A 26,608-nucleotide genomic window follows, 5' to 3' on the forward strand; every position below is an offset into this window, starting at 1 on the left:
ACCCGATGAATATCAATGAAACCCGCGAAGGCGACGTGCTGGTGGTCGCCGTGGAAGGACGCATCGACAGCACGACGTCGAAACAGCTCGAGGACGTGTTGCCGGAGCGCGTGCAGGCGAGCCGCCGCGTGCTGCTCGACATGAGCGACGTGCAGTATGTGAGCTCCGCCGGCTTGCGCGTCTTGCTGAAGGCGGCGAAGGCGGCCCGCGGCACGGGACACGATCTGGTGCTGGCCGGCTTGCTGCCGCAGGTGCACGAGGTGTTTCAGGTGATCGGCTTCGATTCGCTGTTTCGCATAGTGCACGATCGCGCGGCGGCGATGGCAGCGCTTACCGCCTGATCGCTCTTCCTTTTCTCGTGCAAACAAAAAAGACCGCCTCATGTGAGGCGGCCTGCACGTCGGGTCATTCGATCAAGCCTTCGGCGCGAGCCAGGAATCCTCGGCTTCGATGCCATCCGGATCGAACGTCCACGTGATCTTCTCGTATGTGAACGAGATGTCTTCCATGTGGCCCATCTGCTTGTTCTCCGGCGACAGGCAGTTCGGCGTCCACGACTTCATGTTCGTCAGAATCGCGTTGGAGAGCTTCACGGTGTAGTACTTCTCCTCCGTGCCCTTGGGCGAAATGCGGTAGAACTCGAGCGTCACGTCCTTCATCTGCTCGCCCGACGTCAGCGCCTGGAACAGCTTCGGCGACGACTTGTCGATTTCCTTGGTGAGCGTCATCGGCAGATGCACGCGCTTGCCGGTGGGCAGGCCCGTTTGCGGGCTCTTCGGGATTTCGATGGTGTGATCGACGGCTTGCACGAGGATCTTTCCTTCGTGACCTTGAACCTTGGTCGAGCCTTCGATCTTGCCTTGGTTCTGGCCTTCGAGGGCGAGGTAGCAGGGCATCGGCATGATTCTTCTCCAGTGGTTGTTTGTCGGTTGTGCGCAGTTCGTTCTGTGCATGGGATGAATTCTGCGCGTCAGCCGTTACGGTGAAGTTTCAGAAAAGCCGGCTCAGGTTACGGATGAAACATGCGCTCGAAACCGCAAACAAAAAGGCCGCCTCGATGACGAGGCGGCCTTGCTTACCGCGATGGATCGATCCGGCTCAAGCCTTCGGCGCGAGCCACGAATCCTCGGCTTCGATGCCGTCGGGTTCGTACGTCCAGGTGATCTTCTCGTACGTGAACGACAGATTCTCCATGTGACCCATCTGCTTGTTTTCGAGCGACAGGCAGTTCGGCGTCCACGACTGCATGTTCGTGAGGATCGCGTTCGACAGCTTCACGGTGTAGTACTTCTCTTCCGTGCCCTTGGGCGAAATGCGATAGAACTCGAGCGTCACGTCCTTCATCTGCTCGCCCGACGCCAGCGCCTGAAACAGCTTCGGCGACGACTTGTCGATTTCCTTGGTCAGCGTCATCGCGCCATGCACGCGCTTGCCGGTGGGCAGGCCCGTCTGCGGGCTCTTCGGGATTTCGATGGTGTGATCGACGGCTTGCACGAGGATCTTTCCTTCGTGACCGCGAACCTTGTTCGAGCCTTCGATCTTGCCTTGGTTCTGGCCTTCGAGCGTGAGGTAGCAGGGCATCGGCATGATTTGTTCTCCAGTTGTTCGTTGGTTGTGCGCAGTTCGTTCTGTGCATGGGATGAATTCTGGGTGCGCGCCGTTACCGCCGCGTTTCAGAAAAACGCGCCCAGGTTACGAATGAAACACGCGGGATTCACGCCACTTCGTCGAAGCGTTCGAGCGCGGAGGCCCGCGTATCGGTGACGTTGAGAATGTTGAGAAATCCGCTGATCTCGAAGACTTCGCGGATCTGGTCGTGCATACCGCAGAGCACGAGCCGTCCGGCGGATTGCTTGAGACGCTTCGCCGCGATCAGCACGACGCGCAGTCCCGCGCTGGAGATATAGCCGAGCGCGCTCAGATCGAAAAGCAACTGGTTCAGGCCCTGATCGAGCTGGCGCTGGATTTCCGCTTCGACCTGCGCCGCGTTCGTGCTGTTCAGCGCGCCCTCGAGGCTCACGATGAGCACGTCGCCCTGCACTTCATACTGGTTTGCCACAATGGTTTCTCACGTAAGGGCGATATGGCGGCCTGCCTGTGTCGAGGCATGTCGCGTCGTTCGATGACGCTCCGATTGTTGACGGCAGAAATAAAAAATCCTTGAGCATCGAAACGCCTTCAAGAATTTGCGAACGCGGTCGTTAATGCCCTCAGCGACAGGAAAGTCAGCGTATCACGCGGGTTTTATGCCTAAGGCACGAATAGAACCCCGAACCCGGTTCTCTTTGCGGCAATGACCGGCGATACGGCATGAGATCGTTCCGTGTCGCCAGCAGCACGCGATGACGCCGATGCGCCAGCTTTCGCGAACGATCGTGCGACTCAAGCGACATTCACGCGCCACCGCGCTGCGACGCTAACAAAGCGGCCTGATTTTTCATCAACACTTTTGGTATTGGGTTAGGGGGTAGGCATGGCATCTGACGGTTCAGTGGCTCCGAAGGAGCGGGTCAATATTGTGTATCGTCCGGCCACCGGAGATGCCAAGGCGGAAGTCGAGTTGCCGCTCAAATTGCTGGTACTCGGCGACTTCACCTTGCGCGACGACGAAACGCCGATCGAGGAAATGAAGCCGGTCAACGTCGACAAGGACAACTTCAACGAAGTGCTCAAGGGCCAGAAGCTCTCGCTCGATCTCGCGGTGCCGAACCGCCTCGAAGCGAACGCCGACCCGGAAGCGAAGATCGCGATGAACCTGAAGTTCGAGTCCGTCGACGATTTCTCGCCCGACGCGATCGTCGAGAAGGTGCCCGAACTGCGTCAGATGATCGCCCTGCGCGATGCACTGAAGGCACTGAAGGGACCGCTCGGCAACATTCCCGATTTCCGCAAGCGGGTTCAGGAACTGATCGAAGACGAAGGCGTGCGCGCGCGTCTGATGAGCGAACTCGGCATCGAGGAAAAGTGACATGAGCGACATGGAAAAAGAACAGGCAGCCACCGCCGCGCCGGAAGCGGACGCGAGCATTTCGCTGCTCGACCAGCTGATCGAGTCGGCGCGCATCAAGCCGGGCGACGAAGCGTATTCGATCACGCGCCAGGGCATTCAGGCCTTCATCGGCCAGTTGCTGGAGCCGCAGAACGCGGTCGAGCGCATCACGCAGGCAACGGTCGACAGCATGATCGCTGACCTCGACCAGAAGCTGTGCGCGCAGGTCGACGCGATCCTGCATCACGCCGACTTTCAGAAGATGGAATCGGCGTGGCGCTCGCTCAAGTTCCTCGTGGACCGCACCAACTTCCGCGAGAACGTCAAGATTCAACTGCTGAGCGTGAGCAAGGGCAAGCTTCTCGAAGACTTCGAGGATGCCGCCGACATCACCAACTCGGGTCTCTACAAGAATCTCTACACGGCCGAATACGGCCAGTTCGGCGGCCAGCCGTTCGGCGCAATCGTCGCGAACTACGAGTTCGGCCCGGGCACGCAGGACGTCAAGCTGCTGCAGAACGTGGCGAGCGTCTCGGCGATGAGCCATGCGCCGTTCATTGCCGCGGCCGGTCCGCATTTCTTCGGCGTCGACAGCTATGACCAGTTGCCGAACCTGAAGGACTTGTCGTCGATCTTCGAAGGTCCGCAGTTCGTCAAGTGGAACGCGTTCCGCGAGTCGGAAGACGCGCGTTACGTCGGCCTCACGCTGCCGCACTTCCTGCTGCGCGTGCCGTATGGCGCCGATACCGTGCCCGCCAAGAAGTTCAACTACAAGGAAGACGTCTCGGGCGGCAACAGCCAGTTCCTGTGGGGCAACGCGGCGTTCGCGTTCGCTTCGCGCCTGACGTCGAGCTTCGCCGATTACCGCTGGTGCGCCAACGTGATCGGACCGCAAGGCGGCGGCACGGTCGGCGATCTGCCGGTGTACACGTACGAATCTATGGGCGAGCTGCAGAACAAGATTCCGACCGAAGTGCTCATCTCCGAGCGTCGCGAGTTCGAACTTGCCGAGCAGGGTTTCATTGCGCTGACGATGCGCAAGAACAGCGACAACGCCGCGTTCTTCTCGGCGAACTCGGCGCAAAAGCCGAAGTTCTTCGGCAACACGAAGGAAGGCAAGGACGCCGAGCTGAACTACAAGCTGAGCACGCAACTGCCGTACATGTTCGTCGTGAGCCGCCTCGCGCATTACATCAAGGTGATCCAGCGCGAGAACATCGGCACATGGAAAGAGCGCGTCGATCTCGAAAGCGAACTCAATACGTGGATTCGCCAGTACGTCGCGGACATGGACAACCCCGCCGAAGGCGTGCGCAGCCGTCGTCCGCTGCGTCAGGCGGAGATCGTCGTGGCCGATGTCGAAGGCGATCCGGGCTGGTATCGCGTGGACCTGAAGGTGCGTCCGCACTTCAAGTACATGGGCGCGTCGTTCACGCTGTCGCTCGTCGGCAAGCTGGACAAAAAATAAGCATTGAAGCGTCGTGGCGCAGGGCGTGTTTCATCTGTAACGCAGCGCGGAGGAACTGAAACCAGGCGGTAACGGGCCTTCTGCAACATGTGAAACATGCGCAGCGCAAACAAGAGCTGAGCAAAAAACCGGAGGCGGCGCTTCATCAGAGATCGCGCCGCTCCGACATCCAAACAGAGTGCTACCCATTAGGGGAAATATCATGCCGATGCCGTGCTACCTCACCCTCGAAGGCCAGAACCAAGGCAAGATCGAAGGCTCGACCAAGGTTCAAGGTCACGAAGGAAAGATCCTCGTGCAAGCCGTCGATCACACCATCGAAATCCCGAAGAGCCCGCAAACGGGCCTGCCCACCGGCAAGCGCGTGCATCTGCCGATGACGCTCACCAAGGAAATCGACAAGTCGTCGCCGAAGCTGTTCCAGGCGCTGACGTCGGGCGAGCAGATGAAGGACGTGACGCTCGAGTTCTACCGCATTTCGCCCAAGGGCACGGAGGAGAAGTACTACACCGTGAAGCTCTCCAACGCGATTCTGACGAACATGAAGTCGTGGACGCCGAACTGCCTGTCGCCGGAGAACAAGCAGATGGGCCACATGGAAGACATCTCGTTCACGTACGAGAAGATCACGTGGACGTTCGATCCGGATGGCATCGAAGCCGAAGATTCCTGGCTCGCGCCGAAGTCCTGAACGTAGCAGGCAGGAGGCGAGGTGAGAGAACGTCGGCTGCTGGAGCGCATCGCCACCTGGAATGCGGGCGAGCAGCGCTCCAACGAAACCCAGGTCGACGTTCTGCTCGACTCGGTGATGAGCCACCTGAGCCGCCTGCTCAACACGCGGCAGGGCAGCGTGCAGATCGATCCGCTTTTCGGCGTGCCCGATTTCACCAACCTTGCCGGCACCACCGCGATGGGTTCCACGCGCGAGATCGAAGAAGAAATCCGCAGGATGGTGGTGCGCTACGAACCGCGTATTAAGTCACCGCGCGTCACGCTCAATCGTCAGGAAACCGATGTGCTGTCCATCCGCTTCTCGCTCGAAGGTTCGCTCGAAGTGGACGACCGCGAAATTCCGCTGCGCATCTCGACGACCGTGGGCGCGAACGGCCGCGTGAGCGTCGGCTGATCGCATCGTCAAAACCTTTTTCTTCCGGGTGCCGCCGAGTCGGTGAAGCATGTTCAATCGATACTATCAGGATGAGCTGAACAAGCTGAAGGGCCTGGCCGGTGAGTTCGCGCTCGCGAACCCCGCCACCGCGCCGATGCTGTCCGGCACGTCGGCCGATCCGGATGTCGAGCGTCTGCTCGAAGGCGTCGCGTTTCTCAACGGCCTCACGCGCCAGAAACTCGACGACCAGTTCCCCGAGTTCGTTCAGGAACTCACGAATCTGCTGTTCCCGCATTATCTGCGGCCGGTGCCGGCTTCGACGCTGATCGGCTTCACCGCGAAGGGTCCGCGTACGGGCGCATCGCGGGTCGCGGCGGGCACCGAGCTCGCCTCCGTACCGGTCGATGGCACCGCGTGCCGCTTTCGCACGAGCTGCGATCTCGACGTCGAGCCGCTGCGCATCGCCGGGGTCAATCTGCTGAGTCACGCGGGCACGGCGCCGGTGCTGATGATCGACTTCGAAATGGAAGGCGGCCTGAGCATCGCGCAATGGAACGGCGATTCGATCCGCCTGTTCCTGAGCGGCGGCTATGTCGATGCATCGAAACTGCTTCTGCTGCTGATGAATCACGTGACCGACGTGCGCATCTCCGGCGGCAGCGGCGAGCGCCTGTCGCTCGGCGCGAAAAGCCTGCGCACGAGCGGCTTCGACGCGGGTCTCATCGGCTATCCGAGTCATGCTTCGAGCGGTTATCGCACGATCCAGGAATTCTTCACGCAACCGGAAAAGTTTCTCTTCATCGATATCGCCGGGCTCGAGCGCTGGACCGCGAATGCGAGCGGCTCGAGCTTCAGCATCGTCATGACGCTCGACGGCCTGCATGGCTGGATGCCCGAACTCGACACCGGCAGCTTGATGCTCAACGTGGTCCCGGCGGTCAACGTGTTCTCGCATGTCGCCGATCCGATCACGCACGATCATCGCGCGACCGAATATCGCGTGAATCCCGAAGGACGCGATCGCCGGCACTTTCAGGTGTATTCCGTCGACCAGGTGCTCGGCTATCAGCAGGGCCGCGCGCAGGAGCGCGTGTATCAGCCGTTCAGCATGTTCCGCCACGACGGACGCGGCGCGCAACTGAGCTATCGCACGACGTTGAAGAGCGCGAACGTCGAACGCGGCAGCGACGTGTATCTGTCGCTCAACTATCCGCCTTCCGAAACGCCGCTGCCGGAAACGCTGTCGATCCGCGTCACGTGCACGAATCGCGCATTGCCCGAAGGTCTCAAGCCGGGCGACATCAACGTGCCGACGAGCACGTCGCCCGATCAGATGAGCTTTACCAACATCCGCGCGATCACGCCCGCGCAGGACCCGCCCGCGGGCGAGGAACTGCTGTGGTGCCTGCTATCGCACGTGTCGCTGAATCTGCTGTCGCTCGCGAGCGCGGAAAACCTGCGCAAGATGCTCGGCCTGTACGTGTTCAACGGACGGCAAGGGCAGGAGCAGTCGAATCGCCGCCGCATCGAAGGCATCGTCGATGTGACGGCCACGCGCGAGTCGCGTCTCGTCGGGCGCGGCGGGATGCAGCGCGGCCAGTTGATCCGCATTCGTTGCCGTGAGGACCATTACGCCGGTATCGGCGACCTGTATCTGTTCGGCTGCATGATCGAACGCTTCCTCGGCGATTACGCCGGCATCAATGCCTATACGCGCGTCGAACTCGAAGACACGCTTTCCGGAACCGTATTCAAATGGCCGCCGAGACTCGGACAACAGCCGATGCTGTGAAGGCGCTGCTTCTCACCAACGGTGAGAAGTATTCCTACTTCCAGGCGATCCGGCTGCTGCGCCTGTACGACCGCCATACGGGGCTGAATCAGGAAAACCTGCGCGTTCGCCCGCGGCTCGGGCTCGGCTTCCCAGAGAACGACATCGACCGTATCGAGTCGATGCCGTCGGGCGGCTATCGCATCACGGCGAACTTCTTCGGCCTGTACGGCGTCGCCTCGCCGCTGCCGACCTATTACACCGAAGATCTCTTCGAGGAAGAGCGCGAAGGCCATCACGTCACGCGCGACTTTCTCGACGTCGTGCATTACGCGATGTATCCGCTGCTCTTCGACGCGTGGGCCAAGTACCGCGTCGAGCAGCGCATCGTCGAGGATCGGCACGAGGCGTCGCTCAATCAGCTGTATGCGTTCGTCGGCCTGCACGATCCGGACCTGCGCGCCGATCTCTTGCCCGGCAGCGCCGAACTGCTGCGCTACGCGGGCCTGCTCAATCAGCGGCCGCGCTCGGCGCTCGGCCTGAAAACCCTGCTCGCCGACGCCTTCGCGCCCGCCGATGTCAAGGTGATCTGCGGCGTGATGCGCGCGGTGCCGATTCCCGCCGATCAGCGCTGGCAACTGGGACGGCAGCAAAGCCGCCTCGGCGAAGACGCGTGGCTCGGCGCTGAAATCGACGATCACGAAGGCGCGATTCGCATCGAATTCGCGGACGTGCCGCAAAAACTGTTTCATCAGATGCTGCCGGGCGGAAGCGCGCACGCGCGTCTGCGCTTTTTCACGCGCTTCTACTTGACTGATCCGCTCGACGTCGATGTCGAACTGGAACTGCGCCACGAAGACGCCGGCACCGCGCGCCTGGGACGCGGCGCGTGGTCGCGGCTCGGTTTCGACACCTGGCTCAATCCCGGCGAGGCGAAGTCGCCGACCCGGGTTCACTACTCTCTCTAACCATTTGCTGGCCGTTGCTGCAAGACTAAGAGGAACACAAACATGCTGCTGGTCGAACTGAAGCCCCTGGTGGGCCGCCTCAACGGCTTTTGCAAACAGGCGCTCGAAGACGGCGTCGGGCTGTGCGTATCGCGCGGTCATTACGAGATCACGGTCGAGCATCTGCTCGTCAAGCTCTTCGAAAACCATCAGGCCGATATCGCGCTGCTGCTGCGCCAGCACGACGTCGATGCGGCGCTGGTGCAGCGCGCGATCAACCTGTCGCTCGAACAGATGAAGACGGGCAACGCGGGCCGTCCCGCGTTCTCGCCGCTGCTGCTGGAAATGCTGCAGGACGCGTGGCTGATCGCATCGGTGGATATGCAGGAGCCGCGCATCCGCTCCGGCGCGGCGTTGCTCGCGTTTCTCGCGCGCCCGACCTATTACGCGACCGGCGACTACGCCGCGCCGCTGCGCGCGCTCAACCGCGAAACGCTGATCCGCTCGTTCGATAGCGTCTGCGGCGGCTCCGTCGAAGCGGGCACGCGCGAAGCGATCGGCGAGAGCGCGGGCGATGCATCGGCGGCGGCAAGCGGCGACGGCAGCGCCATCGCGCGCTTCTGCGAAAACTTCACGGAGAAGGCGCGCGCGGGCAAGCTCGATCCGGTGTTCGGCCGCGATGCCGAAATCCGCCAGATGGTCGATATCCTCGCGCGCCGCCGCAAGAACAATCCGATCTGCGTCGGCGATCCGGGCGTCGGCAAGACGGCGGTCGTCGAAGGACTGGCGCTGCGCGTGGTCGAAGGCGATGTGCCCGATTCGCTGAAGGACGTGACCATCCTCGGTCTCGACATGGGCCTGCTGCAAGCGGGCGCGAGCGTGAAGGGCGAGTTCGAGAACCGCCTGAAGGGCGTGATTACGGAAGTGAAGGCATCGGCGAAACCGATCATTCTGTTCATCGACGAAGCGCACACGCTGATCGGCGCGGGCGGTCAGGCGGGCACCTCCGACGCCGCCAACCTGCTGAAACCGGCGCTCGCGCGCGGCGAGCTGCGCACCATCGCGGCGACGACGTGGGCCGAATACAAGAAGTATTTCGAAAAGGACGCGGCGCTCGCGCGGCGCTTCCAGCTCGTCAAGCTCGACGAGCCGGATCTCGATACCGCCGTGCTCATCTTGCGCGGCCTGAAGGCGAAGTACGAGGACGTGCACAAGGTCGTGCTGCGCGACGACGCGATCGTCGCGGCGGCCGAGTTGTCCAGCCGCTATATCACGGGCCGTCAGTTGCCGGACAAGGCCGTCGATCTGCTCGACACCGCCTGCGCGCGCGTGAAGGTCCTGCAAAGCGCGAAGCCCGACGTGCTCGAAAACACCGAGCGCCGCATTCAGGCGTTGCAGCGCGAAAAGAACGGTCTCGAACGCGATGCCGACAACCAGCAGCCCGTCGATCTCGCGCGTCTCGCCGAAATCGACGCGGAACTGCCGAAACTCGGCGCGCAAGCGGACGACCTGCGCGCCGTCTGGGAACGTCAGCGCGAAGCGGCGCGCGCGCTGCTCGACGCGCGTGCGTCGCGGCATCGCGCGAAGGCCGAAGGCGCATCGGCTGATGTGCTGCAAACGCTCTCCGATGCCATCGCGGCCGCCGCCGAGACGTTCAAAACGGCGCAGGGCAGCCAGCCGCTCGTGCATATCGACGTCGATCCGGACGTGGTCGCGCGCGTGATTTCGGACTGGACCGGCATTCCCGTAGGCAAGATGCTGCGCGATCAGGCGCAGAGCGTAATGCGCATGGCCGACACGCTGAAGGCGCGCATCCGCGGTCAGGATCACGCGATGGATCAGATCGCCGAAGTGCTGAAGACCGCCAAATCCGGCCTGAAGGATCCCGAGCAGCCGATGGGCGTGTTCCTGCTCGCGGGGCCGTCGGGCGTCGGCAAGACGGAGACGGCGCTGTCGGTGGCGGACATCCTGTTCGGCGACGAAAAGTCGACCACCGTCATCAACATGAGCGAGTTCCAGGAGAAGCACAACGTGAGCCGCCTGATCGGTTCGCCGCCGGGATACGTCGGCTATGGCGAAGGCGGCGTGCTGACCGAAGCGGTGCGCCAGCGCCCGTATTCGGTCGTGCTGCTCGATGAAGTCGAAAAGGCGCATCTCGACGTGATGAACCTGTTTTATCAGGTGTTCGACAAGGGCATGTTGTCGGACGGCGAGGGCAAGGAGATCGACTTCTCGAACACGGTGATCTTCCTCACGTCGAATCTGGCGACGGATGTCATCACCGAAATGACCGCCGGCGACGACAAGCCCGACGCCGCCACGCTGCTTTCCGCCGTGCGGCCGATTCTGTCGAACCACTTCAAGCCCGCGCTGCTCGCGCGCATGACGGTGATTCCGTACTTCGCGCTCGCCACCGATGCGCTCGCGGGCATCGTGCGTCTCAAGCTCGACAAGATCGTGCGGCGCGTCGCGCATAACAACAAGATGCGTTTCACGTACAGCGATGCCGTCGTCGCGCAGATCGCCGCGCGCTGCACGGAAGTGGAGACGGGCGCGCGCAACATCGACTTCATTCTGCGTGGCACGGTGCTGCCGCTGATGTCGCAGGAAATTCTCACGCGCATGGGCGAAGGCGCGGCGTTGCCGGAAGTGGCGCTGGATGTGAACGACGAAGGCGATTTCGTCGTGAGTTTTCCGGGCTGAAGTTACATCGGTAACGCGCGGGCGTCCGGCTGAAACACGATGGAAGCCGGGCGCCCGCAAACTGGCTTCGAGAATGCACGAACGACAAGAGGAAACGGCTTGAGCAAGGAACAGTTGGCGGCGGCGCTGGCGGGCGACAGGATGATCGACGATGCCGATCTTTGCGGCATCGATCTGTCCGGGCAGGATTTGTCGGCGTGCCGCTTTCGCAACGTGAAGCTCGCGGGCGCGAACTTCGCCGGCGCGACGCTCGCCGATGCGGATTTCGAAGCGTGCGATCTGTCGGGCGCGAATCTGTCGGGCGTGAGCGCGGCGGGCGTGTCGTTCGCGCGGGCGAATCTGAGCGGCGCGACGGCGCAGGCCGCGAACTTCGAGATGGCTTATTTCGCGGCCTGCGATTTCACGCGGACCGCGTTCGTTCAGGCCGGCTTCGTTCGCGCCGATATGCACGAATGCAGCTTCACGCAGACCGATTTTTCGCGCGCGAACCTCACGCGCCTCACGGCGATCAACATGGACTTCACGAGCGCCGTCTTCGCCGGGACGACGCTCTGCAACGTGTTCTTCGCGGGCTGCCTGCTGACGAAGCAGGATTTGCGAACGTGCGACCTGACGATGGCGATCCTCAACGACGCCGATCTCGCGGGCGTCGATCTGCGCGGCGCGGCGCTCGATCGCACGAGCCTCATGAACGCGCGGCTCGAAGGCGCGTCGCTCGCCGATGTGCGCGGCACGTACACCGCGTTGATCGGCGCGCGGCTCGCCCAAGCCGATCTGGCGGGCGCGAGCTTCGTCATGTCGGATGCGAGCGGCGCGGATTTCAGCGCGGCGCGCGCCGATGCGAGCCAGTGGACGCAATCGATGCTGCATTCGAGCCGCTGGCCGCGCGCATCGCTGATCGGGGCGCGGCTGATCGAATGCGATCTGTCGCACGCGGATTTATCGGACGCGAATTTGTCGCGCGCCGATTTGAGCAACACGAACGTCCACGCGATCGGGCAGACGAACGCCCGCTGGGACGGCGCGAATCTGAAGACCGCGCGCAAGACCGACGAAGCGCTCGCGCGCGCCGAGCAGTGGCGCGCCGCCTGAGCGTCTTACTTAACGAGCCAATCGAGTCAGGAAATGAAGAGCAGTCTGCAAACTCACGCACGCGCCGGACACGAGCAGGCCGCCGGTTTCACGTACGCGACCGTCACGGGCCGCGCGGATAAATGGTTCTTCGTCAGCGCCGCCGATGCATCCGTGGATCGCGCGCTGCGCGCCGATAGCTGCCTCATCGAGCCGGATTGCGGCGACACGGTGCTCGTCAGCCGTGGCGGCGCGGTCGGCGTGAATGCGGCGGCGTACATCGTCGCGTTGCTGGCGCGCGCATCGGCGCACAGCGCGCAACTGCTGCTGCCGGGCGGCGTCGCGCTGCATATGGCGCACGGCGATGTGCGGATAGAAGCGGCGCGCATCGACCTGAAGGCGACGGACGCCGTGTCGATGCAAGCGCCCGCGATCGGCATGGAAGCCTTGCACGGCGAGATGCGCCTGCATCGTCTGGATGCGTCGATCGGCGAGGTTCATGCGCGCCTGGGCATCGTCAGCAGCGTGGCGAAGCAGGTGACATCGACGGTCGGACGGCTCGTGCAGAAGGCGCGCGACAGCTTCCGCTGGATCGAAAAGGTCGATGAAACGCGCGCGGGGCGCGTGCGTATCAAGGCGCAAGAGCGCCTGCACGTGACCGCCCGCGATGCCAGCGTGCTCGCGCAAGGGCACGTGAAGATCGACGGCGAAAAGATCGATCTCGGTTGACACACACGCGACAAGGAGCCAGCGATGTTCGCCGTGACCAAGGAAAACGGGCAATGCATGGGTATGCCCGACACGTGCCTCACACCCGCGCCGCCCGCGCCGCCGGTGCCGGTGCCGTACCCCAACATCGCCATGCCGATGATGGGCAATCCGGCCACGCTGAAAGTGATGGTGCGCGGGATGCCCGCGCTCACGAAGGCGTCGAAGATTCCGATGTCGAACGGCGATCAGGCGGGCGCGAACGGCGGCGTCGCCTCGGGTTCGATGATGGGCGAAACCGAGTTCGTGATGAGCAGCCAGGTCGTCAAGTTCGAAGGCAATTTCGCGGTGCGCCTCGGCGACACGACCAGACAGAACGGCGGCAATACCGTCGGCAGCGTGCTGGCGCCGAGCCAGCCCGTCGTGATGATCATGAGTTGAGCGCGCGGTTTCGCGCGACGAACAGGGGAAAATGATGGAGATGCTGTCCAGCCAGGTGCTCGCCAACCGGCGCTTCGATTTCAGCACGACCGCCAGCAAGGGCACGGGCAGCGCCTATGCGTTTCAGGTCGTCGAGATGGAAGGCTTCGAGGCGCTCTCGCAGCCGTTTCGCTTCACGCTGACGCTCGTATCGGACGATGCTTCGGTCGATTTCGACGCGATGCTCGCGCATCCGGCCACCTTCACCATCCACGGCCCCGACGGCGACACGTCGACGCCGTATCACGGCATCCTCGCCGAGTTCGAGCAGATGCATCACGCGGACGATTACGTGTTCTATCGCGCCGTGCTGGTGCCGCGCGTCTGGAACCTGTCGCTGTCGCGCATTTCCGAGGTGTATCTCGACGAGCAGACGATCGCCGATACGCTCAAGACCGTGCTGAAGAACGGCGGCCTCACGACCAACGATTTCGAATTCAGGCTGACCGGCACGTATCGCACGCGCAGCTTCGTCTGCCAGTTCGAGGAAACGTATCTGGAGTTTCTGTCGCGCTGGATGGAGCACGAAGGCATGTACTTCTGCTTCGATCACGCGAGCGGTCAGGACAAGCTCGTCGTCGTCGACGATACGCTGATGCTCGACAAGAGCGCATCGGCCTTGCTGCCGCTGGTGTATCGGCCGGACGATCGCATGAACATCGGCCTCGCGCGCGACGCGGTGCGCAACTTCATGTTGCGCGCGAAGCCGCTGCCGAAGGAAGTGCTGTTGCAGGACTTCAATCATCGCAAGGCGGCGGTGGCGCTGAAGGCGACGGCGACCGTGTCGGAACAGGGCCGCGGCCAGGTGATGATCTACGGCGAAAATTTCCGTGACGAAACCGAAGGCGCGCGTTACGCGACCTTGCGCGCGCAGGAAATCTTCTGCGCCGGGCGCGTGTATTCGGGCGAAGGCACGGCGGTCGGGCTGCGCGCGGGCGCGTTCATGAAGCTCGCCGGGCATTATCGCGACGATTTCAACGCCGAATATCTGCTGACGGAGATTCATCATCGCGGCTCGCAGGCCGGCGCGCTGCTGACGGGCGCGCGCGGCGCCGAAGGCGATGCCGGCGCGGGCGGCGAAACCACATACAGCAACAGCTTTCGCGCGATCGCCTCGAACGTGCAGTTCCGCGCCGAGCGCGTGACGCTAAAGCCGCGCATTCCCGGCACGATGACGGCGACCATCGACGCCGAAAGCGACGATCCCACCTACGCCGACCTCGACGAATTCGGCCAGTACAAGGTGCAACTGCCGTTCGATCTCACCGACAAGAATCCGAACAAGGGCTCGGCGCGCGTGCGCATGGCCTCGCCCTACGCGGGCAGCGGCTACGGCATGGATTTCCCGTTGCTGAAGGGCGCGGAAGTGCTGCTGTCCTTCACGGATGGCGATCCGGACCAGCCCGTCATCACCAACGCGGTGCCGAACTCGGCGAACAAGAGCGTCGTCACGAGCGAAAACGCGGCGGAGAACCTGATCCGCACGGCGGGCGACAACGTCGTCAGCATCGACGATACGCGCGGCAAGCAATCGATCACGCTCGAATCGCCGTATCAGGAAAGCCGGATGACGGTCGGCTACTCGGCGGCGTCGAGCGGCTTTTTCGTGGCGACGAAGGGCAGTTCGCAGTCGATGACCGCGGGCGTCGACAATTCGCTGACCGTCGGCGCGAAAAACGATATTTCGCTGTCCGTCAACAGTTCGCTGGCGGCGGGCGTTACGAGCGACTACACGATCGGCATAGCGACCAGCTTTGCGGCGAGCGCGGAAGTGAGCTGGAAGCTCGGCCGGAGCATCGAACTCGACGATTGCGCCGAATCGGTGAGCCTCAAGAAGACCGTCACCGAGAAGGCGAGCGACAAGGTCAAGTTTCAGGGCGGTCTGGCCCCGATCTATACGACGCTGATCGACAAGACGAAGACGCGCGTGAAAGCGGCGGTTCTCGCGACCCTGGCCGCGAACAGCGCGATCGCGGCATCGGTCGCCACCAAATTGCTGAAGACCAACGGCGACGGCGAAACCGAGTACGGCAGCGACGAGAACCGCGACGCGGCACTGGTCGATTCGCTCGGCTCGGCGGCGGTGGACGTGCTGGTGCAGGCATTGATGCAGCACTATGCAAGCGGTGTCGCGGAGACGCTCGAAAAAGCGACGAACACGCACGCGAGCACGATGGAGATGGACCGCAACGGCATCGTCATGAAGGTGAGCAAGCCGGGCGCGGCGAGCCCGGCGCCGGTGGTGAACGCCTTGGGCTTCGCGGTGGAAGTCGATGCCGTCGCCGCCGATACCTCGGTCTCGCAGATCAAGCATACGTGGGCGACCTCCGCCACCGGCGAACTGGCGATGACGGAAACATCGAGCGTGCTGTCGTTCGAGAAGACCGGTGGCGGCAAAGGCACCGTGACGCTGTCGACGGCGGGCGCGAAGATCGAATCGCCGCAGGCGGTGCAAGCGGTATCGGGCAACGCGAGCGTGAAGGTCGAGCCGACGCAGCTCACGCTCGCGACGGACCCGGCCAAGAAGGTGTCCGTCGCGATTTCGGAAGATTCGGTCAAGACGACGGCGGGCGAAGCGACGCTGCTCGTCTCCAACGACAAGATCCGCATGGCATTGCCCGGCGGCACGAGCGGCCTGGGTTTCAAGTCGGACCAGGCGGTCTTCGCCTTCCAGAACCAGTCGGGCCTGAAGTGCACGCCGGCGGGGGTAAAGCTGTACGCCGGCGGCAAGCCGGTGCAACTGGGCTGAAGGACTGACGCGATGAAGGTCTTCAAACCCGCCGAGCTGGCGCTCATGTATCGCGCGTATCGCTTGAACCGGCGCAATCTGCTGGCCGTCGCGATGATGGGCTATTTCGATTTCGCCCGCAGCGATCTCGCGAACCTCTTGCCCGAGGCCGACATGTGGCAGGCCGTGCCCGATGCGCTCGGCGCCGATGTCCTGCTCGACGAAGGCAACGCCAAGCCGCGCGCCGAGTTCAAGGTGTACGGCGCGGCGCACGCGCCGCAAGGCCGCGAGGTGAGCGAGCAGCGCATCGCGGTGCGTATCGGCGGGCTGGCGAAATCGCTCATCGTGAGCGGCGAGCGGCAATTCGGCGCGCTCGGGATGCCGGGCGCGCCGAAGCCGTATGCGCGTATGCCGGTCGTGCCGGAAACCGCGTTCGGCGGGCCGGATTGCGCGGACAACCCGCGCGGCAAAGGCAGCGCGGCCGTCGCCGGGCCCGATGGCCGTGGAATCTGGCCGCTGCCGAACGTCGAGAGCGAGGGGCAGAGGCTTATTGAACGCGGCCAGCGCGTCGCGCCGGCGGGCTTCTGGGGACTCGCGATCGACGCGCCGCAGCGTCAGCGCTATCTCGGCAAGTGCGACCAGCGCTGGCTCGCGACCGACTGGCCGCATCTGCCCGCCGATACGCGTCTCGAATACTTCATGAGCGCGCCGCAGGATCAATGGCTCGACGGCTTTCTAAAAGGTGACGAAGCGTTCGAAATCCAGGGTATGCACGCCCGCCAGCCGATGTTGAAGGGCAACCTGCCGCGCCTGCGCGCGCGCTGCTTCGTGCACGCCGGCAAGCCGGGGCAGGGCACGCTGCGCGAAGTGGCGGCGCACGCGGAAACCGTGTGGCTCTTTCCGGAACTCGAACGCGGGATCGTGCTGTATCGCGCGCTCGCGGATGTCGCCGATCCCGACGCGCTCGACGTATCGCATCTGATGGCCGAGTGGGAATCGATGGACGCCGCGCCGCTGTCCTTCGAGCACTATCGCGCGCGCATTCAGGCGCTGGTCGAGGACGGCGGCGAACTGGCGGCGATGCAAGCCGATGCACAGTCCACGTCCGCCGCGCCCGCCGCGCCGGTGTCGTCCGCGCCAGCGGGCGCGGCGGCCGCCGCCGCGCCATCGCCCGCGCTGGCCGAGGTCGACGCGATGGCCGCGCAACTGGAGCAGCAAACGCGCGCCTTGATGGCGAAGCACGGCATCGGCGAGCAGGAGCTCGCGCGCTTCATGCCGTCCGCGCAGCCGGGGCCCGCGCCGACGCTCGCCGAAGTCGACAAGATGGCCGACGATCTCGACGCCGCGACGCGTGCGCTGATGCAAAAGCACAACCTGACCGGCGCCGATGTCGCGCCGTTCCTCCGGCGGATGGACACGCCGTCGCCCGCGAGCGGCAACGGCGCGGCGCTGCCGTCGCTGCTGCGCGATCTCGACGCGCACACGCAGTCCGCGCTGAGGCGCGCCGGCCTCACCGAAAACGATGCCCGCGCGTGGGCCGCGAACCAGCCGGGCCTCGCCGTGATCGCCGCCGAGCCGATGCCGTCGGGCGCGCTGCCCGAACTCGATCTCGCCGCGCTTGCCGTGCCAGCCGCGCCATCGCTGCCGCTGCCGGCTGTCGGCGAGCCGTCCTCGCCGCCCGCGCAAGCCCTGCTCACGCGCGAAACCGTCATCGCGATGCACGCGGCGCGTTCGAGCTTCGCGGGCTGCGATCTGTCGGGCATCGATCTTTCCGCGCTCGATCTGTGCGGCGCCGATTTCTCAGGCGCGCTGCTGCACGAGACGTCGTTCGCGAAAAGCCGTCTGGAAGGCGCGGACTTCTCCCAGGCGCTGCTGATGCAAACCGATTTCACCGATGCCGACCTGCATCGCGCGCGGCTCGCGCAGACGAGCGGCGGCGGAGGCTGTTTCGCGAACGCCAATTTACGCGGCGCGCAGCTGACCGACGGCGATTTCACCGGCGGCGACTTTTCCGGCGCGCGACTCGAAGACGCCGACGTGAGCGGCGCACAGTTCGACGGCGCGTCGATGACGGCCGTGAACGCATCGAACTGCAACGCGGCGCGGGCGCAGTTCATCGGCTGCGCGCTCGACGACGCGAACTTCGCCGCCGCGATCCTCACGCAAGCGAGCTTCGAGCGCAGCACGGTCGCGCGCGGCAACTTCGCGAAAGCACGCTGCGCGCACGCCGACTTTCAGGGCACGCAGGCGCCCGAAGCGAACTTCGCCGAAGCCGAGCTGAGCCCTTCCCGCGCCGACGCCCAAACCTGCTTCGAACGCGCGCGGCTGACGCGCGCGCGTCTTACCGGCGCGAGCTGGGAAGGGGTGCAACTGACCGCCGCCGCGCTCGACGAAGCGAACCTCGACAACGCCGACCTGAGCCGCGCCGCGGCGCGCACGGCGACGTTGCGGCGCGCATCGGCGAAAGGGGCGAAGTTCTCGCGCGCCGATCTGTCGGGCGCGGATTTGAGCGGCATCGACCTGTTCAAGGGTTCGCTGCGGCTCGCCACGCTTCAGGGCACCTTTCTGACGCGCGCGAACCTTTATGGCGTCGATTTCGAAGACGCCCGGCCGACGCTCGCGAGCGTCGAAGGCTCGAACATCGACCGCACTCTTCTGACGTTCAGGCCGCCCGCGGTCTGACGCAGTCATCGAAAGGAACTATCGGCATGAGCACGAAAACCGTCTGGATCACCGCGTTCGACAAGGAAAAGGCCGGCGCGCGCGTCGCCGCGCTGTCCCAGGTGCTGAAGCGCTACGGCCTCGCTACGCAGGGCCATTTCTGGGTCGACGAACCCGAAAAACTCGCGTGGCGCGCCGGACTCGACGCGCTGAACGCCGCCCGCGCCGACCTCTGGCTGATCCTCGCCGACGACGCCGCGCTCGCGAAACCTTCGGTGCGCTACGGCCTGTCGGTGTTCGCGGCGAGCCTGCGCGAGTCGCGGGGCGCGGGCTTTCCGGTGGCGCTGTCGGGGATGACGGACATCGCCGAGGTCCCGCCGATGCTCGGTCACGCGACCGTGCTGGTCGAGAGCAACGCGGCGTGGCCGGCGAAGATCGTCGCGCGCGCGAACATGGCGAAGGCGGGCGAGGCGCTGGATTACCGCGTCGAAGTGGTCGGCGAGGAGCAGCTCGGCCAGTGGTTCGCGCTCGGTCCGCGCGCGGGCGAGTGGAGCGGCGTCGTGTTCGGCGTGCACGGCGGCGGCGCGACGATCGATTTTCAGGCGGTCGGCCCGCGCGGCAAGCTGCCGGAAAAGACCGTGCTGGAGTATGCGCAGGAAGGTCTGACGCTTAAGGTCGGCGAGCGCGAATTCATCGCGTGGGCGGTGCGCAACCGGCTCGGCCCGGACGACGCCTATTACGCGCGTGTGAAAGGCACGCCCGAATCGATTCTTTTCATGCCCTACACGGAAGACAGCGAAGCCAGCGCGACTATTTTGCCGCTGGTGTGATGCCCTTGCCTCCGCTCCCGTCAAGCATCTCGAAGCCGCCGAATAAGGCCGGAAAGTCGCCTTTTATCGCCGTATGAGCGCGCGGCAATATCCGGAGAATGTGCGGCAGCAAGTAACGCTCGACGGCAAACGAATGGGGCACCGGCAATGGCTGTACCTGTAACCAGCAAGCATGCCGCACGCAGCGGCGGACAAAGCGCAAACGGAATGCGCCGTGTGATGGCGCTCGCGGGCGTCGCGCTCGCCTTGGGCGGCTGCGGCAGTTCGCCGCCGAAAGACCCGCTCGCGGATGTCGTCTGGAGCTACGCCACCGATTCGGTGCTGTTCGAGATCGCGGCCGATCCGGGTCTCAACCAGTTCGACGGCCAGTCGCACACGCTGCTGCTCGGCATCTACGAAACCGCCGACGCGCAAGCCTTCCGCAATCTCGCCGCCGACCCGAACGCGCTCGCCGAAACGATGGCCACCGGCAAGGTGCCGCCGACCTTCGCGCAGTTCTCGCGCTACGTCGTCGCGCCGGGCCAGCATTCCTATCTGATTCTGGATCGTGCGCAGAACACGCGCTCGATCGGGCTCGTCGCGGGCTATGCGCAGTTCGCCACGGCCAACGCGGCGCGCCAGTTCGACGTACCCGTCGTCACGAAGACGACCGGTTTCATCTTTCGCACGCACACCAAGCTGCCAGGATCGCTCGTCGTGCGGCTCAACCTCGGTGCGCAGGGCATCCTGAACGCCGAAGTAGAGCCGGGCGGTCCCGACGCCGCAACGCTCGCGCGCGCGCAGCAACTCGACGGCGGCGGCAAGGAAATCCGTCTCAGCGGCAGCGCGGCGGCGGCCTCCGGCGCCGGCGCGACGACCGGCGCCGTCGGCGCGGCCAGCACGCAAGACACGCCCCTGCGCAAAGTCAGCAACTAGCACATCGACTTCGATCAAATGGACCACAACAAGGGCGTTTACTGGTATCAGGGCATGTTCATGCAGCCCCAGCATTTTCAACTGGCGGCGCTGCACGAACAATTCCGCATCAAGCCTGTCGTCGAGACCGGCTTGCCGCATTTCTGGGGCGCGGGCGCGCTCGATATCGCGACGGGCGCCATCGCCAGCCAGACGATCGAGGTGCGCTCGGCGAAGCTGGTGTTTCCGGATCGGACGTACGTCGAGTTTCCGGGCAACGCGGTGCTCGCGCCGCGTTCGTTCGATGCCGCGTCCATCGGCGAGGGCCGCGCGCTGACCGTGTATCTCGGCGTGCGCAAGCTGGCCGCCGAAGGCAACAACGTGACGATGTGCGCCTCCGCCGATGATGCCGCCGCCGCGCCGACGCGCTACGCGAGCCTGCAGAACCCGGCGGACGTGCCCGATCTGCATTCGGATGGTCCCGCAGCGCCCGTGCACACGCTGCTGCACGTGCTGAAGGTGTTTTTCGAAGGCGAGACGGCCAATCTCGGCCAGTACGATCTGATTCCGATCGCGCAGCTCGCGCGCATCGGCGACACGGTGACGCTCTCGGAGCGCTTCATCGCGCCGGGTTACGCGCTCGCCGGGTCGGACACGCTGCTGCGCATCGTGCGCGAGATTCGCGACGATGTCGTCGGCCGCGCGCATCATCTGCAGGAATTCAAAAATCCGCGCGAATTGCAGAAAGCCGAGTTCGATCCCGGCTACATGATGCTGCTCCTCGCGATGCGCACGCTCTCGCGCGCCGCGCCCAATCTCGTGCATCTGACGCAAACGCCGGGCGTGCATCCGTGGCATGTGTACGGCGAGCTGCGCGCGCTGGTTGGCGAACTGAGCGCCTTTTCCGAGCGCTTCGACATGCTCGGCGAAGCCGCCGACGGCACGCCCGGCCTGCCCGCCTACGATCACACCGATCTCTACAACTGCTTCTCGCGCGCGCAGGCGCTGATCGGCTTTCTGCTCGGCGAGATCGCCATCGGGCCAGAGCATCTCGCGGTGCTCGACTATCGTGACGGCATGTTCGCGGGCGAATTGCCGCGCGCGTTCTTCGACCGCCGCAATCGCTTCTATCTCGTGCTGCGCACCGATCAGCCCGCCGCGCAAGTCGTCGACGGCGCGCTGCACGACGCGCGTCTCGCCAATGCCGCCGATGTCCGGCGTCTCGTCGCGCACGCGCTGCCGGGGCTTGAGCTGATTCATCTGCCGAACGCGCCGCAGGGTATGCCGCGGCGCGCGTCGTCGAACTATTTCCGGATCGAGCAGGTGAGCGATCTGTGGGATGCCGTCGAGCGCGACGAAAACATCGCGCTGCAATGGCCGGACGCGCCGCAGGACTTGCGCGCCGAAATCGTCGTGCTGCGGAGATAACGTGAGCCTCGCCGATACCTTCATCCCGCTTTTCGCGCATGTGCGGGCGTTTTCGCGCGCACCGTCGGGCGACGCCGCGAGCTTCACCGCGCAACTCGACGGCGCGATCGCCGCCGCACGGCTTTCCGCGCACGACGCGGGCTTCGCGCAGGCCGACATCGACGAAGCGCTGTTCGCTTTCAGCGCCTGGGCCGACGAACTGCTGCTCACGACGCAATGGACGGGCGCCGGACAATGGCAGCGCCATCTGCTGCAACGCCGCTACGCCAACGTCAGCAACGCGGGCGTGGCGTTCTACGACCGCCTCGCGCAGCTCACGCCGTCGCAACTGGCGGTGCGCGAGGTGTTCTATCTGTGTCTCGCGCTCGGCTTCGGCGGACGCTACGCCTACGACCGCAACCAGAAGACGCTCACCGACATCCGCCGCACCAATCTCGCGATGCTGCTGCCCGATGCCGACCAGTTCGGCGCGTCGGCGCGCGCGTTTCTGTTCCCCGACGGCTATCCCGTCGCCGGCGCCGACGCCGATGCGAACAGCCCCGCCGTGCGCACGCGCTTCACGGCGCGGCTCACGCGCGGCAAGCTGACCGCGATCCTGCTGCCGCTTTTCCTGCTGGCGGCGCTGTATGGCGTGTATCACACGGTCGTCGCGGAATCCGTCGATACGCTTCTTGCGCAGATCCACCTATGAAAACGCTCGGCATCGTGTTGTTGTGGCTGTTGACGCTGATCGTGGTCGCCGCGATCAGCTGGGGCGTCGTGCTCTATTTCGGCTGGCCGCTGTGGATCGCGCTCGCGATTTTCGCCGGCGTGTTCGCGCTGTACTTCTTCGCCATCTTCGCGCGCCGCATGTTCGTGATGATGCGCTCGCGCAGCCGGCTCGCCGCGCAGAGCAGGGCGCTTCATGCGGAGCCGGTCGCCGTATCGCCGGAAGCGATGCTGAAGCGCAAGTGGAAGGCCGCGATCGGCACGCTGCGCCAGTCGAATCTGCGCACCAAGGGCGATCCGCTCTATGCGCTGCCGTGGTTCATGGTCGTCGGGCAATCGGGCACGGGCAAGACGACGGCGCTCACGCGCGCGCGGCTGTCGTCGCCGATTCAGAAGATCAGCCAGCAGGCGAGCATCGGCCAGACGGTCAATTGCGACTGGTGGTATTTCGACCGCGCCGTGGTCATCGATTGCGCGGGCCGCTATGTGCAGGCCGAGGATATCGAGCAGGATCGCCGCGAATGGGAAGTCGGGCTCGACCTGCTCGGACGCTATCGGCCGCGCGAAGGCCTCGACGGGCTCGTGCTCGCGGTCAGCGCGGAGCGGCTGATGTCGCCCCACGCCGATACTTTCGCCGACGAAGGCCGCATCGTGCGCGCGCGTATCGAGCAGTTGATCCGCATGTTCGGCAAGCGTTTTCCGGTGTACGTGCTGGTCACGAAGTGCGACCGTCTCTACGGCTTCGAGGAATGGGCGAAGTCGCTGCCCGCCGATGCGCTCGATCAGGCGATGGGCTATCTCGCCGACGAAAGCGAATCGGCCGATTCGGGCGAGCGCGCGTTCGTCGGGCGCGCGTTCGACTCGATCGGCGCACGCTTGCAGGCGCTGCGCCTCGCGATGCTGTCGCGCGACACGCAGCCGTCGCCCGAACTGCTGATGTTCCCGAACGAACTGGCGCAGTTGCGCGGCGGACTCACGATGTTCCTCGGCACCTGTCTTGCCGACAGTCCGTATCTCGAACGGCCGCTTCTGCGCGGCATCTTCTTTTCCAGCGGACAACAGGAAGGCGGCGCAATGTCGGCGCTGATGGGTTCGCTGCTGAGCGCGTCGCCGCCGCACGCGAGCGATACCGCGGGCGTGTTCCTGCATGATTTCTTCGGCCGCATCCTGCCGCAGGACCGGCTCGCCGCGAAACCCGCCATGCTCGTGAATCACTGGCGGCGCGTCACGCAGAGCGTGGGCGTCGTCGCGTGGATACTGCTGCTGGCCGTGTTCGCGATCCTGCTTTCGGTATCGTTCGCGGGCAACAAGCAGACGCTCGAACTCGTGCGCAGCGCGCGTCCCGACAAGGCGGCGCTCAACGGCAACCTGTTCCACGACGCCAACGCGCTCTCGTATTCCAACGAAGTGCTGATGCAGGTCGCGCAGAACGACCGCCGCTGGATGTCGGGGCTGCTCGGCAACGGCGCGGGACTGGAAGCGCTGGAAGCGCGTCTGCACGACGTCTTCGTGCAGCAGTATCGGCAGGCGATTCAGCCGGCGGCGGATCAGAGCCAGCAGACGGCGCTGGCGGCATCGGCGGGACTCGCGAGCGCGTTCGGCCAGGCAGGGCAGTCGGGCCAGCCGGCCGAAGAGGCGCGCCAACTCCTGAACCTTGCGCGCTCGATCGCGCTGCTGCGCGCGCGCATGGGCGGCGCGGATCGCGAAACGCTCGAAGCGATGCCGCAGCCGGTCGCCACGTCGCTCTTTCCCGCGCAGCTCAACGCGCAGCTCAATCCGCTCGCCATTTCGTATCTCGTCTGGTCGCCCAAGGATGCGGGTTACTTGCAGATGCGCGCGAAAAGCCAGCGCGCGTTGCTCGATCAGGCTGTCGCGGCCGATCCGCAGATGACCTGGCTCGTCGGCCTCGTGCCGGACGGCGGCGAGGTTCCGGCGGCGCGGGCGGCGGATTTCTGGGGCGGCAACGCGCAGCCATTGACCATTCTCTCCGATGCGGGTCTGCGCACGGCGCGTGGCAGTGTCGTCGGCGCGAACGTCGCCAATACGGCGGACGCATCGGTGCCCGCCGTCTACACGGTCGCGGGCAAGCAGGCGCTCGATTCTCTCGCCGCGCAGATTCGCGCGTCGGTCAGCGATACGGCGCAGTTCGACCGGCAGCGCGCCGCGTTCGAGGACTGGTATCGCACGCAGCGCATCGCGGCGTGGCAGAGTTTCGTCGACGATTTCACGAAAGGTCCGGCGCCGTATGCGGGCGAAGCGGGTTGGCGCTCGGCGCTCGGCATCGTGAGCGGGCCGGCGAGTCCGTACTTCCGGCTGATTGCGCGCATCGACGAGGAATTCGCCCGCGAACCCGCCGATGCGCCGATGCCCGGCTGGATCACGCTCGCGCGCCAATTCGAGCAGGTGCGCGCGCAGGCGACGCGCGCCGGCGCGGCGAATCAGGCGGTGCGCGTGGCGGGCGCGATCAACGCGGTCGGCGGCGCGGCGCTGAAGGACGTGCTGTCCGGCTCGCCGCAACTCGGCAGCCGGACGGTGACGAACAACCTCGGCGCCGTCGATGCGCTCACGCAATATCTCGGCGCGCTGAACAAGCTCGCGCTCGACAGCAGCGCGGGCAGCGGCAAGGATTATCAGATCGCGGCGGATTATCAGCAGTACTCGACGAGCGCCCAGCCGCAGCCGTCGGAGATGATGAACGCGTTGCAGCCGCTTGCGCAGTTGCGCACGCTGCTCGGCACCGGAGAGCCATCGGATGCGCTGACGTGGCGTCTGATTCGCGGGCCGTTCGAGTTTCTGTCGGCGTATATCGAACAGCAGGCGTCGTGCGAGTTGCAGCGCGGCTGGGAATCGAGCGTGGTGTTTCCGTTGCAGGGCGCGACCGACAAGAGCGCGGCGATCGATCAGCTTTTCGGCGCGAAAGGCGCGGTCTGGGCTTTCGCCGATGGTCCGGCCAAACCGTTCCTCACGCGCAACGCGAACCGTTACGACGTGATCGAGACGCAGGGCTTCCGGGTGCCGTTCACGTCGGCGTTCGTGCCGACGCTCAACGGCGCGTATGGCCGGCAGCTTGCGCAGCAGCAGGCGAGCGCGCGCAGCGCCGCCGACAAGCAGGCGCAGCAGCTCGAAGCGCAGAAGGCGCAGCTCGAAGCGCAACAGCAGCTCGATCAGCTCGACCGCGCGCTCGCCGCGGCGAAGACGCAGGCCGATGCCGCGCGCGCCGTGACGGTGCCGCTGACGCTCACCGCGCAGCCGACCAACGTCAACGCCGGCGCGCAGGCCAAACCCTACGCGACGATTCTCACGGTGCAATGCGCGACGGGCGTGCAGACGCTGAACAACTACAACTTCCCGGTTAGCACGAGCTTCGCGTGGCAGGCGGGGCAGTGCGGCGACGTGCGCTTGCAGATCAAGATCGGCAACCTGACGCTGAACCGCAATTACGCGGGGCCGCTCGGCGTCGCGTCGTTCCTGAAGGATTTCGCCGATGGCCAGCGTCAGTTTGTTCCCGCCGATTTTCCGGCGAGCGAGACGGCGCTCAGGACGCTCGACGTGACGTCGCTGACGGTGATGTTTTCGGTGACGAATGGCGAGCAGGTCACGGACGCGGCGCAGAAGATTCAGCAGTACGACGCGCTGCAGAAGACGACCGCGCAGCAGAAGCAGCAGATTCAGGATGCGCAGGCGCAGCGTCAGCAGATGAGCCTCGCGGACCAGCTCGCGGTGATGTCGCCGGGGATGCCGCCGCTGCCGGCGATCGTGCCGACGGTGGCGGGCAATCCGGTGAGCCTCGGCGAACTGGGCGTGCCGGCGACGATCGGCGCGTGCTGGCGCGGTCAGACATCGGCGATGATGATGACGGGGCTTTGAGCCGGGGTTTGGCGTGAGGAAACATCGGCGGCGCGCCGGTGTTCTCGCTTTGCAGGGATGTCGCCGCTACCGGCGACCGTGCCGCGCGAGGATGGCAGCGTGCTGGATCCACGAAGAGGATGATCGGGCTTCAAGCCGCGCATCGGCATAAAAAAACACCGGCCTCGCGCTAATGCCGTTCAGTTAAGGTCTTTTCTTAGATAACGAACGGTGTACCGTTTAGGGCGGGATTTGACGACCCGGTCGC

The 26,608-nt window shown here is 64.9% G+C and carries 21 protein-coding genes; 18 read left to right on the plus strand and 3 right to left on the minus strand.

Annotated features, from left to right (window positions below; genetic code table 11):
* Positions 1-5: 5 nt before the first annotated feature.
* Positions 6-341: an STAS domain-containing protein gene (locus NCT32_RS33660; RefSeq protein WP_250478473.1), complete on the plus strand. Its 336-nt coding sequence runs from the start codon at positions 6-8 to the stop codon at positions 339-341.
* 72 nt (positions 342-413) lie between these two features.
* Here NCT32_RS33660 and NCT32_RS33665 read toward each other — a convergent pair whose 3' ends face one another.
* The 3 genes from NCT32_RS33665 to NCT32_RS33675 form a co-directional block, all read right to left on the minus strand.
* The gene (locus tag NCT32_RS33665; protein WP_250478474.1) at positions 414-902 is read right to left on the minus strand and encodes an Hcp family type VI secretion system effector; all 489 of its coding nucleotides are present in this window, start codon (positions 900-902) and stop codon (positions 414-416) included.
* Positions 903-1,098: 196 nt separating this feature from the next.
* Positions 1,099-1,587: an Hcp family type VI secretion system effector gene (locus tag NCT32_RS33670; RefSeq protein ID WP_250478475.1), complete on the minus strand. Its 489-nt coding sequence runs from the start codon at positions 1,585-1,587 to the stop codon at positions 1,099-1,101.
* A 127-nt stretch (positions 1,588-1,714) separates the two neighbouring features.
* Positions 1,715-2,059 carry an STAS domain-containing protein gene (locus NCT32_RS33675; protein WP_250478476.1) on the minus strand — a complete coding sequence of 115 codons (345 nt, stop codon included), beginning with the start codon at positions 2,057-2,059 and terminating at the stop codon, positions 1,715-1,717.
* 414 nt (positions 2,060-2,473) lie between these two features.
* Here NCT32_RS33675 and tssB point away from each other — a divergent pair, with 414 nt between their 5' ends.
* The 17 genes from tssB (at position 2,474) to NCT32_RS33760 (ending at position 26,361) form a co-directional block, all read left to right on the plus strand.
* Positions 2,474-2,968 carry a type VI secretion system contractile sheath small subunit gene (tssB, locus tag NCT32_RS33680; RefSeq protein WP_250478477.1) on the plus strand — a complete coding sequence of 165 codons (495 nt, stop codon included), beginning with the start codon at positions 2,474-2,476 and terminating at the stop codon, positions 2,966-2,968.
* 1 nt (position 2,969) lies between these two features.
* A complete protein-coding gene (tssC, locus tag NCT32_RS33685) occupies positions 2,970-4,457 on the plus strand; it encodes a type VI secretion system contractile sheath large subunit (protein ID WP_250478478.1) in 1,488 nt (495 codons plus the stop codon).
* A gap of 202 nt (positions 4,458-4,659) precedes the next feature.
* Positions 4,660-5,148 (plus strand): Hcp family type VI secretion system effector, encoded by a 489-nt coding sequence (locus NCT32_RS33690; protein WP_250478479.1) that lies wholly within the window; start codon positions 4,660-4,662, stop codon positions 5,146-5,148.
* Positions 5,149-5,169: 21 nt separating this feature from the next.
* The gene (gene tssE, locus NCT32_RS33695) at positions 5,170-5,583 is read left to right on the plus strand and encodes a type VI secretion system baseplate subunit TssE (protein WP_250478480.1); all 414 of its coding nucleotides are present in this window, start codon (positions 5,170-5,172) and stop codon (positions 5,581-5,583) included.
* A gap of 49 nt (positions 5,584-5,632) precedes the next feature.
* On the plus strand, positions 5,633-7,357 hold the full coding sequence (gene tssF, locus NCT32_RS33700; protein WP_250478481.1) for a type VI secretion system baseplate subunit TssF: 1,725 nt from the start codon (positions 5,633-5,635) through the stop codon (positions 7,355-7,357).
* The gene (gene tssG / locus NCT32_RS33705) at positions 7,321-8,304 is read left to right on the plus strand and encodes a type VI secretion system baseplate subunit TssG (protein WP_250478482.1); all 984 of its coding nucleotides are present in this window, start codon (positions 7,321-7,323) and stop codon (positions 8,302-8,304) included. The genes tssF and tssG overlap by 37 nt, the downstream gene beginning before the upstream one ends.
* 42 nt (positions 8,305-8,346) lie before the next feature.
* Entirely contained in the window at positions 8,347-10,986 is a 2,640-nt protein-coding gene (tssH, locus tag NCT32_RS33710) for a type VI secretion system ATPase TssH (RefSeq protein WP_250478483.1), read from the plus strand.
* Between the two features lie 99 nt (positions 10,987-11,085).
* On the plus strand, positions 11,086-12,078 hold the full coding sequence (locus tag NCT32_RS33715) for a pentapeptide repeat-containing protein (protein ID WP_250478484.1): 993 nt from the start codon (positions 11,086-11,088) through the stop codon (positions 12,076-12,078).
* Between the two features lie 33 nt (positions 12,079-12,111).
* Positions 12,112-12,786: a DUF3540 domain-containing protein gene (locus tag NCT32_RS33720; protein WP_250478485.1), complete on the plus strand. Its 675-nt coding sequence runs from the start codon at positions 12,112-12,114 to the stop codon at positions 12,784-12,786.
* Between the two features lie 24 nt (positions 12,787-12,810).
* Positions 12,811-13,206, plus strand: a complete 396-nt coding sequence (locus NCT32_RS33725) for a DUF4150 domain-containing protein (protein WP_250478486.1) — start codon at positions 12,811-12,813, stop codon at positions 13,204-13,206.
* A 31-nt stretch (positions 13,207-13,237) separates the two neighbouring features.
* Positions 13,238-15,994 (plus strand): type VI secretion system Vgr family protein, encoded by a 2,757-nt coding sequence (locus NCT32_RS33730; protein ID WP_250491312.1) that lies wholly within the window; start codon positions 13,238-13,240, stop codon positions 15,992-15,994.
* Between the two features lie 12 nt (positions 15,995-16,006).
* Positions 16,007-18,655: a DUF2169 domain-containing protein gene (locus NCT32_RS33735; protein WP_250478488.1), complete on the plus strand. Its 2,649-nt coding sequence runs from the start codon at positions 16,007-16,009 to the stop codon at positions 18,653-18,655.
* A gap of 26 nt (positions 18,656-18,681) precedes the next feature.
* On the plus strand, positions 18,682-19,464 hold the full coding sequence (locus tag NCT32_RS33740; protein WP_250478489.1) for a hypothetical protein: 783 nt from the start codon (positions 18,682-18,684) through the stop codon (positions 19,462-19,464).
* A 147-nt stretch (positions 19,465-19,611) separates the two neighbouring features.
* On the plus strand, positions 19,612-20,379 hold the full coding sequence (tssJ, locus tag NCT32_RS33745; RefSeq protein ID WP_250478490.1) for a type VI secretion system lipoprotein TssJ: 768 nt from the start codon (positions 19,612-19,614) through the stop codon (positions 20,377-20,379).
* Between the two features lie 18 nt (positions 20,380-20,397).
* Positions 20,398-21,786, plus strand: coding sequence for a type VI secretion system baseplate subunit TssK (tssK, locus tag NCT32_RS33750; protein WP_250478491.1), 1,389 nt, complete (start codon positions 20,398-20,400; stop codon positions 21,784-21,786).
* A 1-nt stretch (position 21,787) separates the two neighbouring features.
* Entirely contained in the window at positions 21,788-22,477 is a 690-nt protein-coding gene (locus NCT32_RS33755) for a DotU family type IV/VI secretion system protein (RefSeq protein ID WP_250478492.1), read from the plus strand.
* Entirely contained in the window at positions 22,474-26,361 is a 3,888-nt protein-coding gene (locus NCT32_RS33760; RefSeq protein WP_250478493.1) for a type VI secretion protein IcmF/TssM N-terminal domain-containing protein, read from the plus strand. The genes NCT32_RS33755 and NCT32_RS33760 overlap by 4 nt, the downstream gene beginning before the upstream one ends.
* Positions 26,362-26,608 lie beyond the last annotated feature (247 nt).

This window comes from Caballeronia sp. INML2, assembly GCF_023631365.1.
Classification (GTDB): Bacteria; Pseudomonadota; Gammaproteobacteria; order Burkholderiales; family Burkholderiaceae; genus Caballeronia; species Caballeronia turbans.

What these genes read in the sequence shown, in the direction of transcription:
- tssB (WP_250478477.1), top strand. Translation starts at nt 2,474, where the DNA reads ATGGCATCTGACGGTTCAGTGGCTCCGAAGGAGCGGGTCAATATTGTG.
- tssG (WP_250478482.1), top strand. Translation starts at nt 7,321, where the DNA reads ATGGCCGCCGAGACTCGGACAACAGCCGATGCTGTGAAGGCGCTGCTT.
- NCT32_RS33725 (WP_250478486.1), top strand. Translation starts at nt 12,811, where the DNA reads ATGTTCGCCGTGACCAAGGAAAACGGGCAATGCATGGGTATGCCCGAC.
- tssF (WP_250478481.1), top strand. Translation starts at nt 5,633, where the DNA reads ATGTTCAATCGATACTATCAGGATGAGCTGAACAAGCTGAAGGGCCTG.
- tssK (WP_250478491.1), top strand. Translation starts at nt 20,398, where the DNA reads ATGGACCACAACAAGGGCGTTTACTGGTATCAGGGCATGTTCATGCAG.
- NCT32_RS33690 (WP_250478479.1), top strand. Translation starts at nt 4,660, where the DNA reads ATGCCGATGCCGTGCTACCTCACCCTCGAAGGCCAGAACCAAGGCAAG.
- NCT32_RS33730 (WP_250491312.1), top strand. Translation starts at nt 13,238, where the DNA reads ATGATGGAGATGCTGTCCAGCCAGGTGCTCGCCAACCGGCGCTTCGAT.
- NCT32_RS33735 (WP_250478488.1), top strand. Translation starts at nt 16,007, where the DNA reads ATGAAGGTCTTCAAACCCGCCGAGCTGGCGCTCATGTATCGCGCGTAT.
- tssC (WP_250478478.1), top strand. Translation starts at nt 2,970, where the DNA reads ATGAGCGACATGGAAAAAGAACAGGCAGCCACCGCCGCGCCGGAAGCG.
- NCT32_RS33660 (WP_250478473.1), top strand. Translation starts at nt 6, where the DNA reads ATGAATATCAATGAAACCCGCGAAGGCGACGTGCTGGTGGTCGCCGTG.
- tssJ (WP_250478490.1), top strand. Translation starts at nt 19,612, where the DNA reads ATGGCTGTACCTGTAACCAGCAAGCATGCCGCACGCAGCGGCGGACAA.
- NCT32_RS33720 (WP_250478485.1), top strand. Translation starts at nt 12,112, where the DNA reads ATGAAGAGCAGTCTGCAAACTCACGCACGCGCCGGACACGAGCAGGCC.
- NCT32_RS33760 (WP_250478493.1), top strand. Translation starts at nt 22,474, where the DNA reads ATGAAAACGCTCGGCATCGTGTTGTTGTGGCTGTTGACGCTGATCGTG.
- NCT32_RS33665 (WP_250478474.1), bottom strand. Translation starts at nt 902, where the DNA reads ATGCCGATGCCCTGCTACCTCGCCCTCGAAGGCCAGAACCAAGGCAAG.
- NCT32_RS33740 (WP_250478489.1), top strand. Translation starts at nt 18,682, where the DNA reads ATGAGCACGAAAACCGTCTGGATCACCGCGTTCGACAAGGAAAAGGCC.
- NCT32_RS33670 (WP_250478475.1), bottom strand. Translation starts at nt 1,587, where the DNA reads ATGCCGATGCCCTGCTACCTCACGCTCGAAGGCCAGAACCAAGGCAAG.
- tssH (WP_250478483.1), top strand. Translation starts at nt 8,347, where the DNA reads ATGCTGCTGGTCGAACTGAAGCCCCTGGTGGGCCGCCTCAACGGCTTT.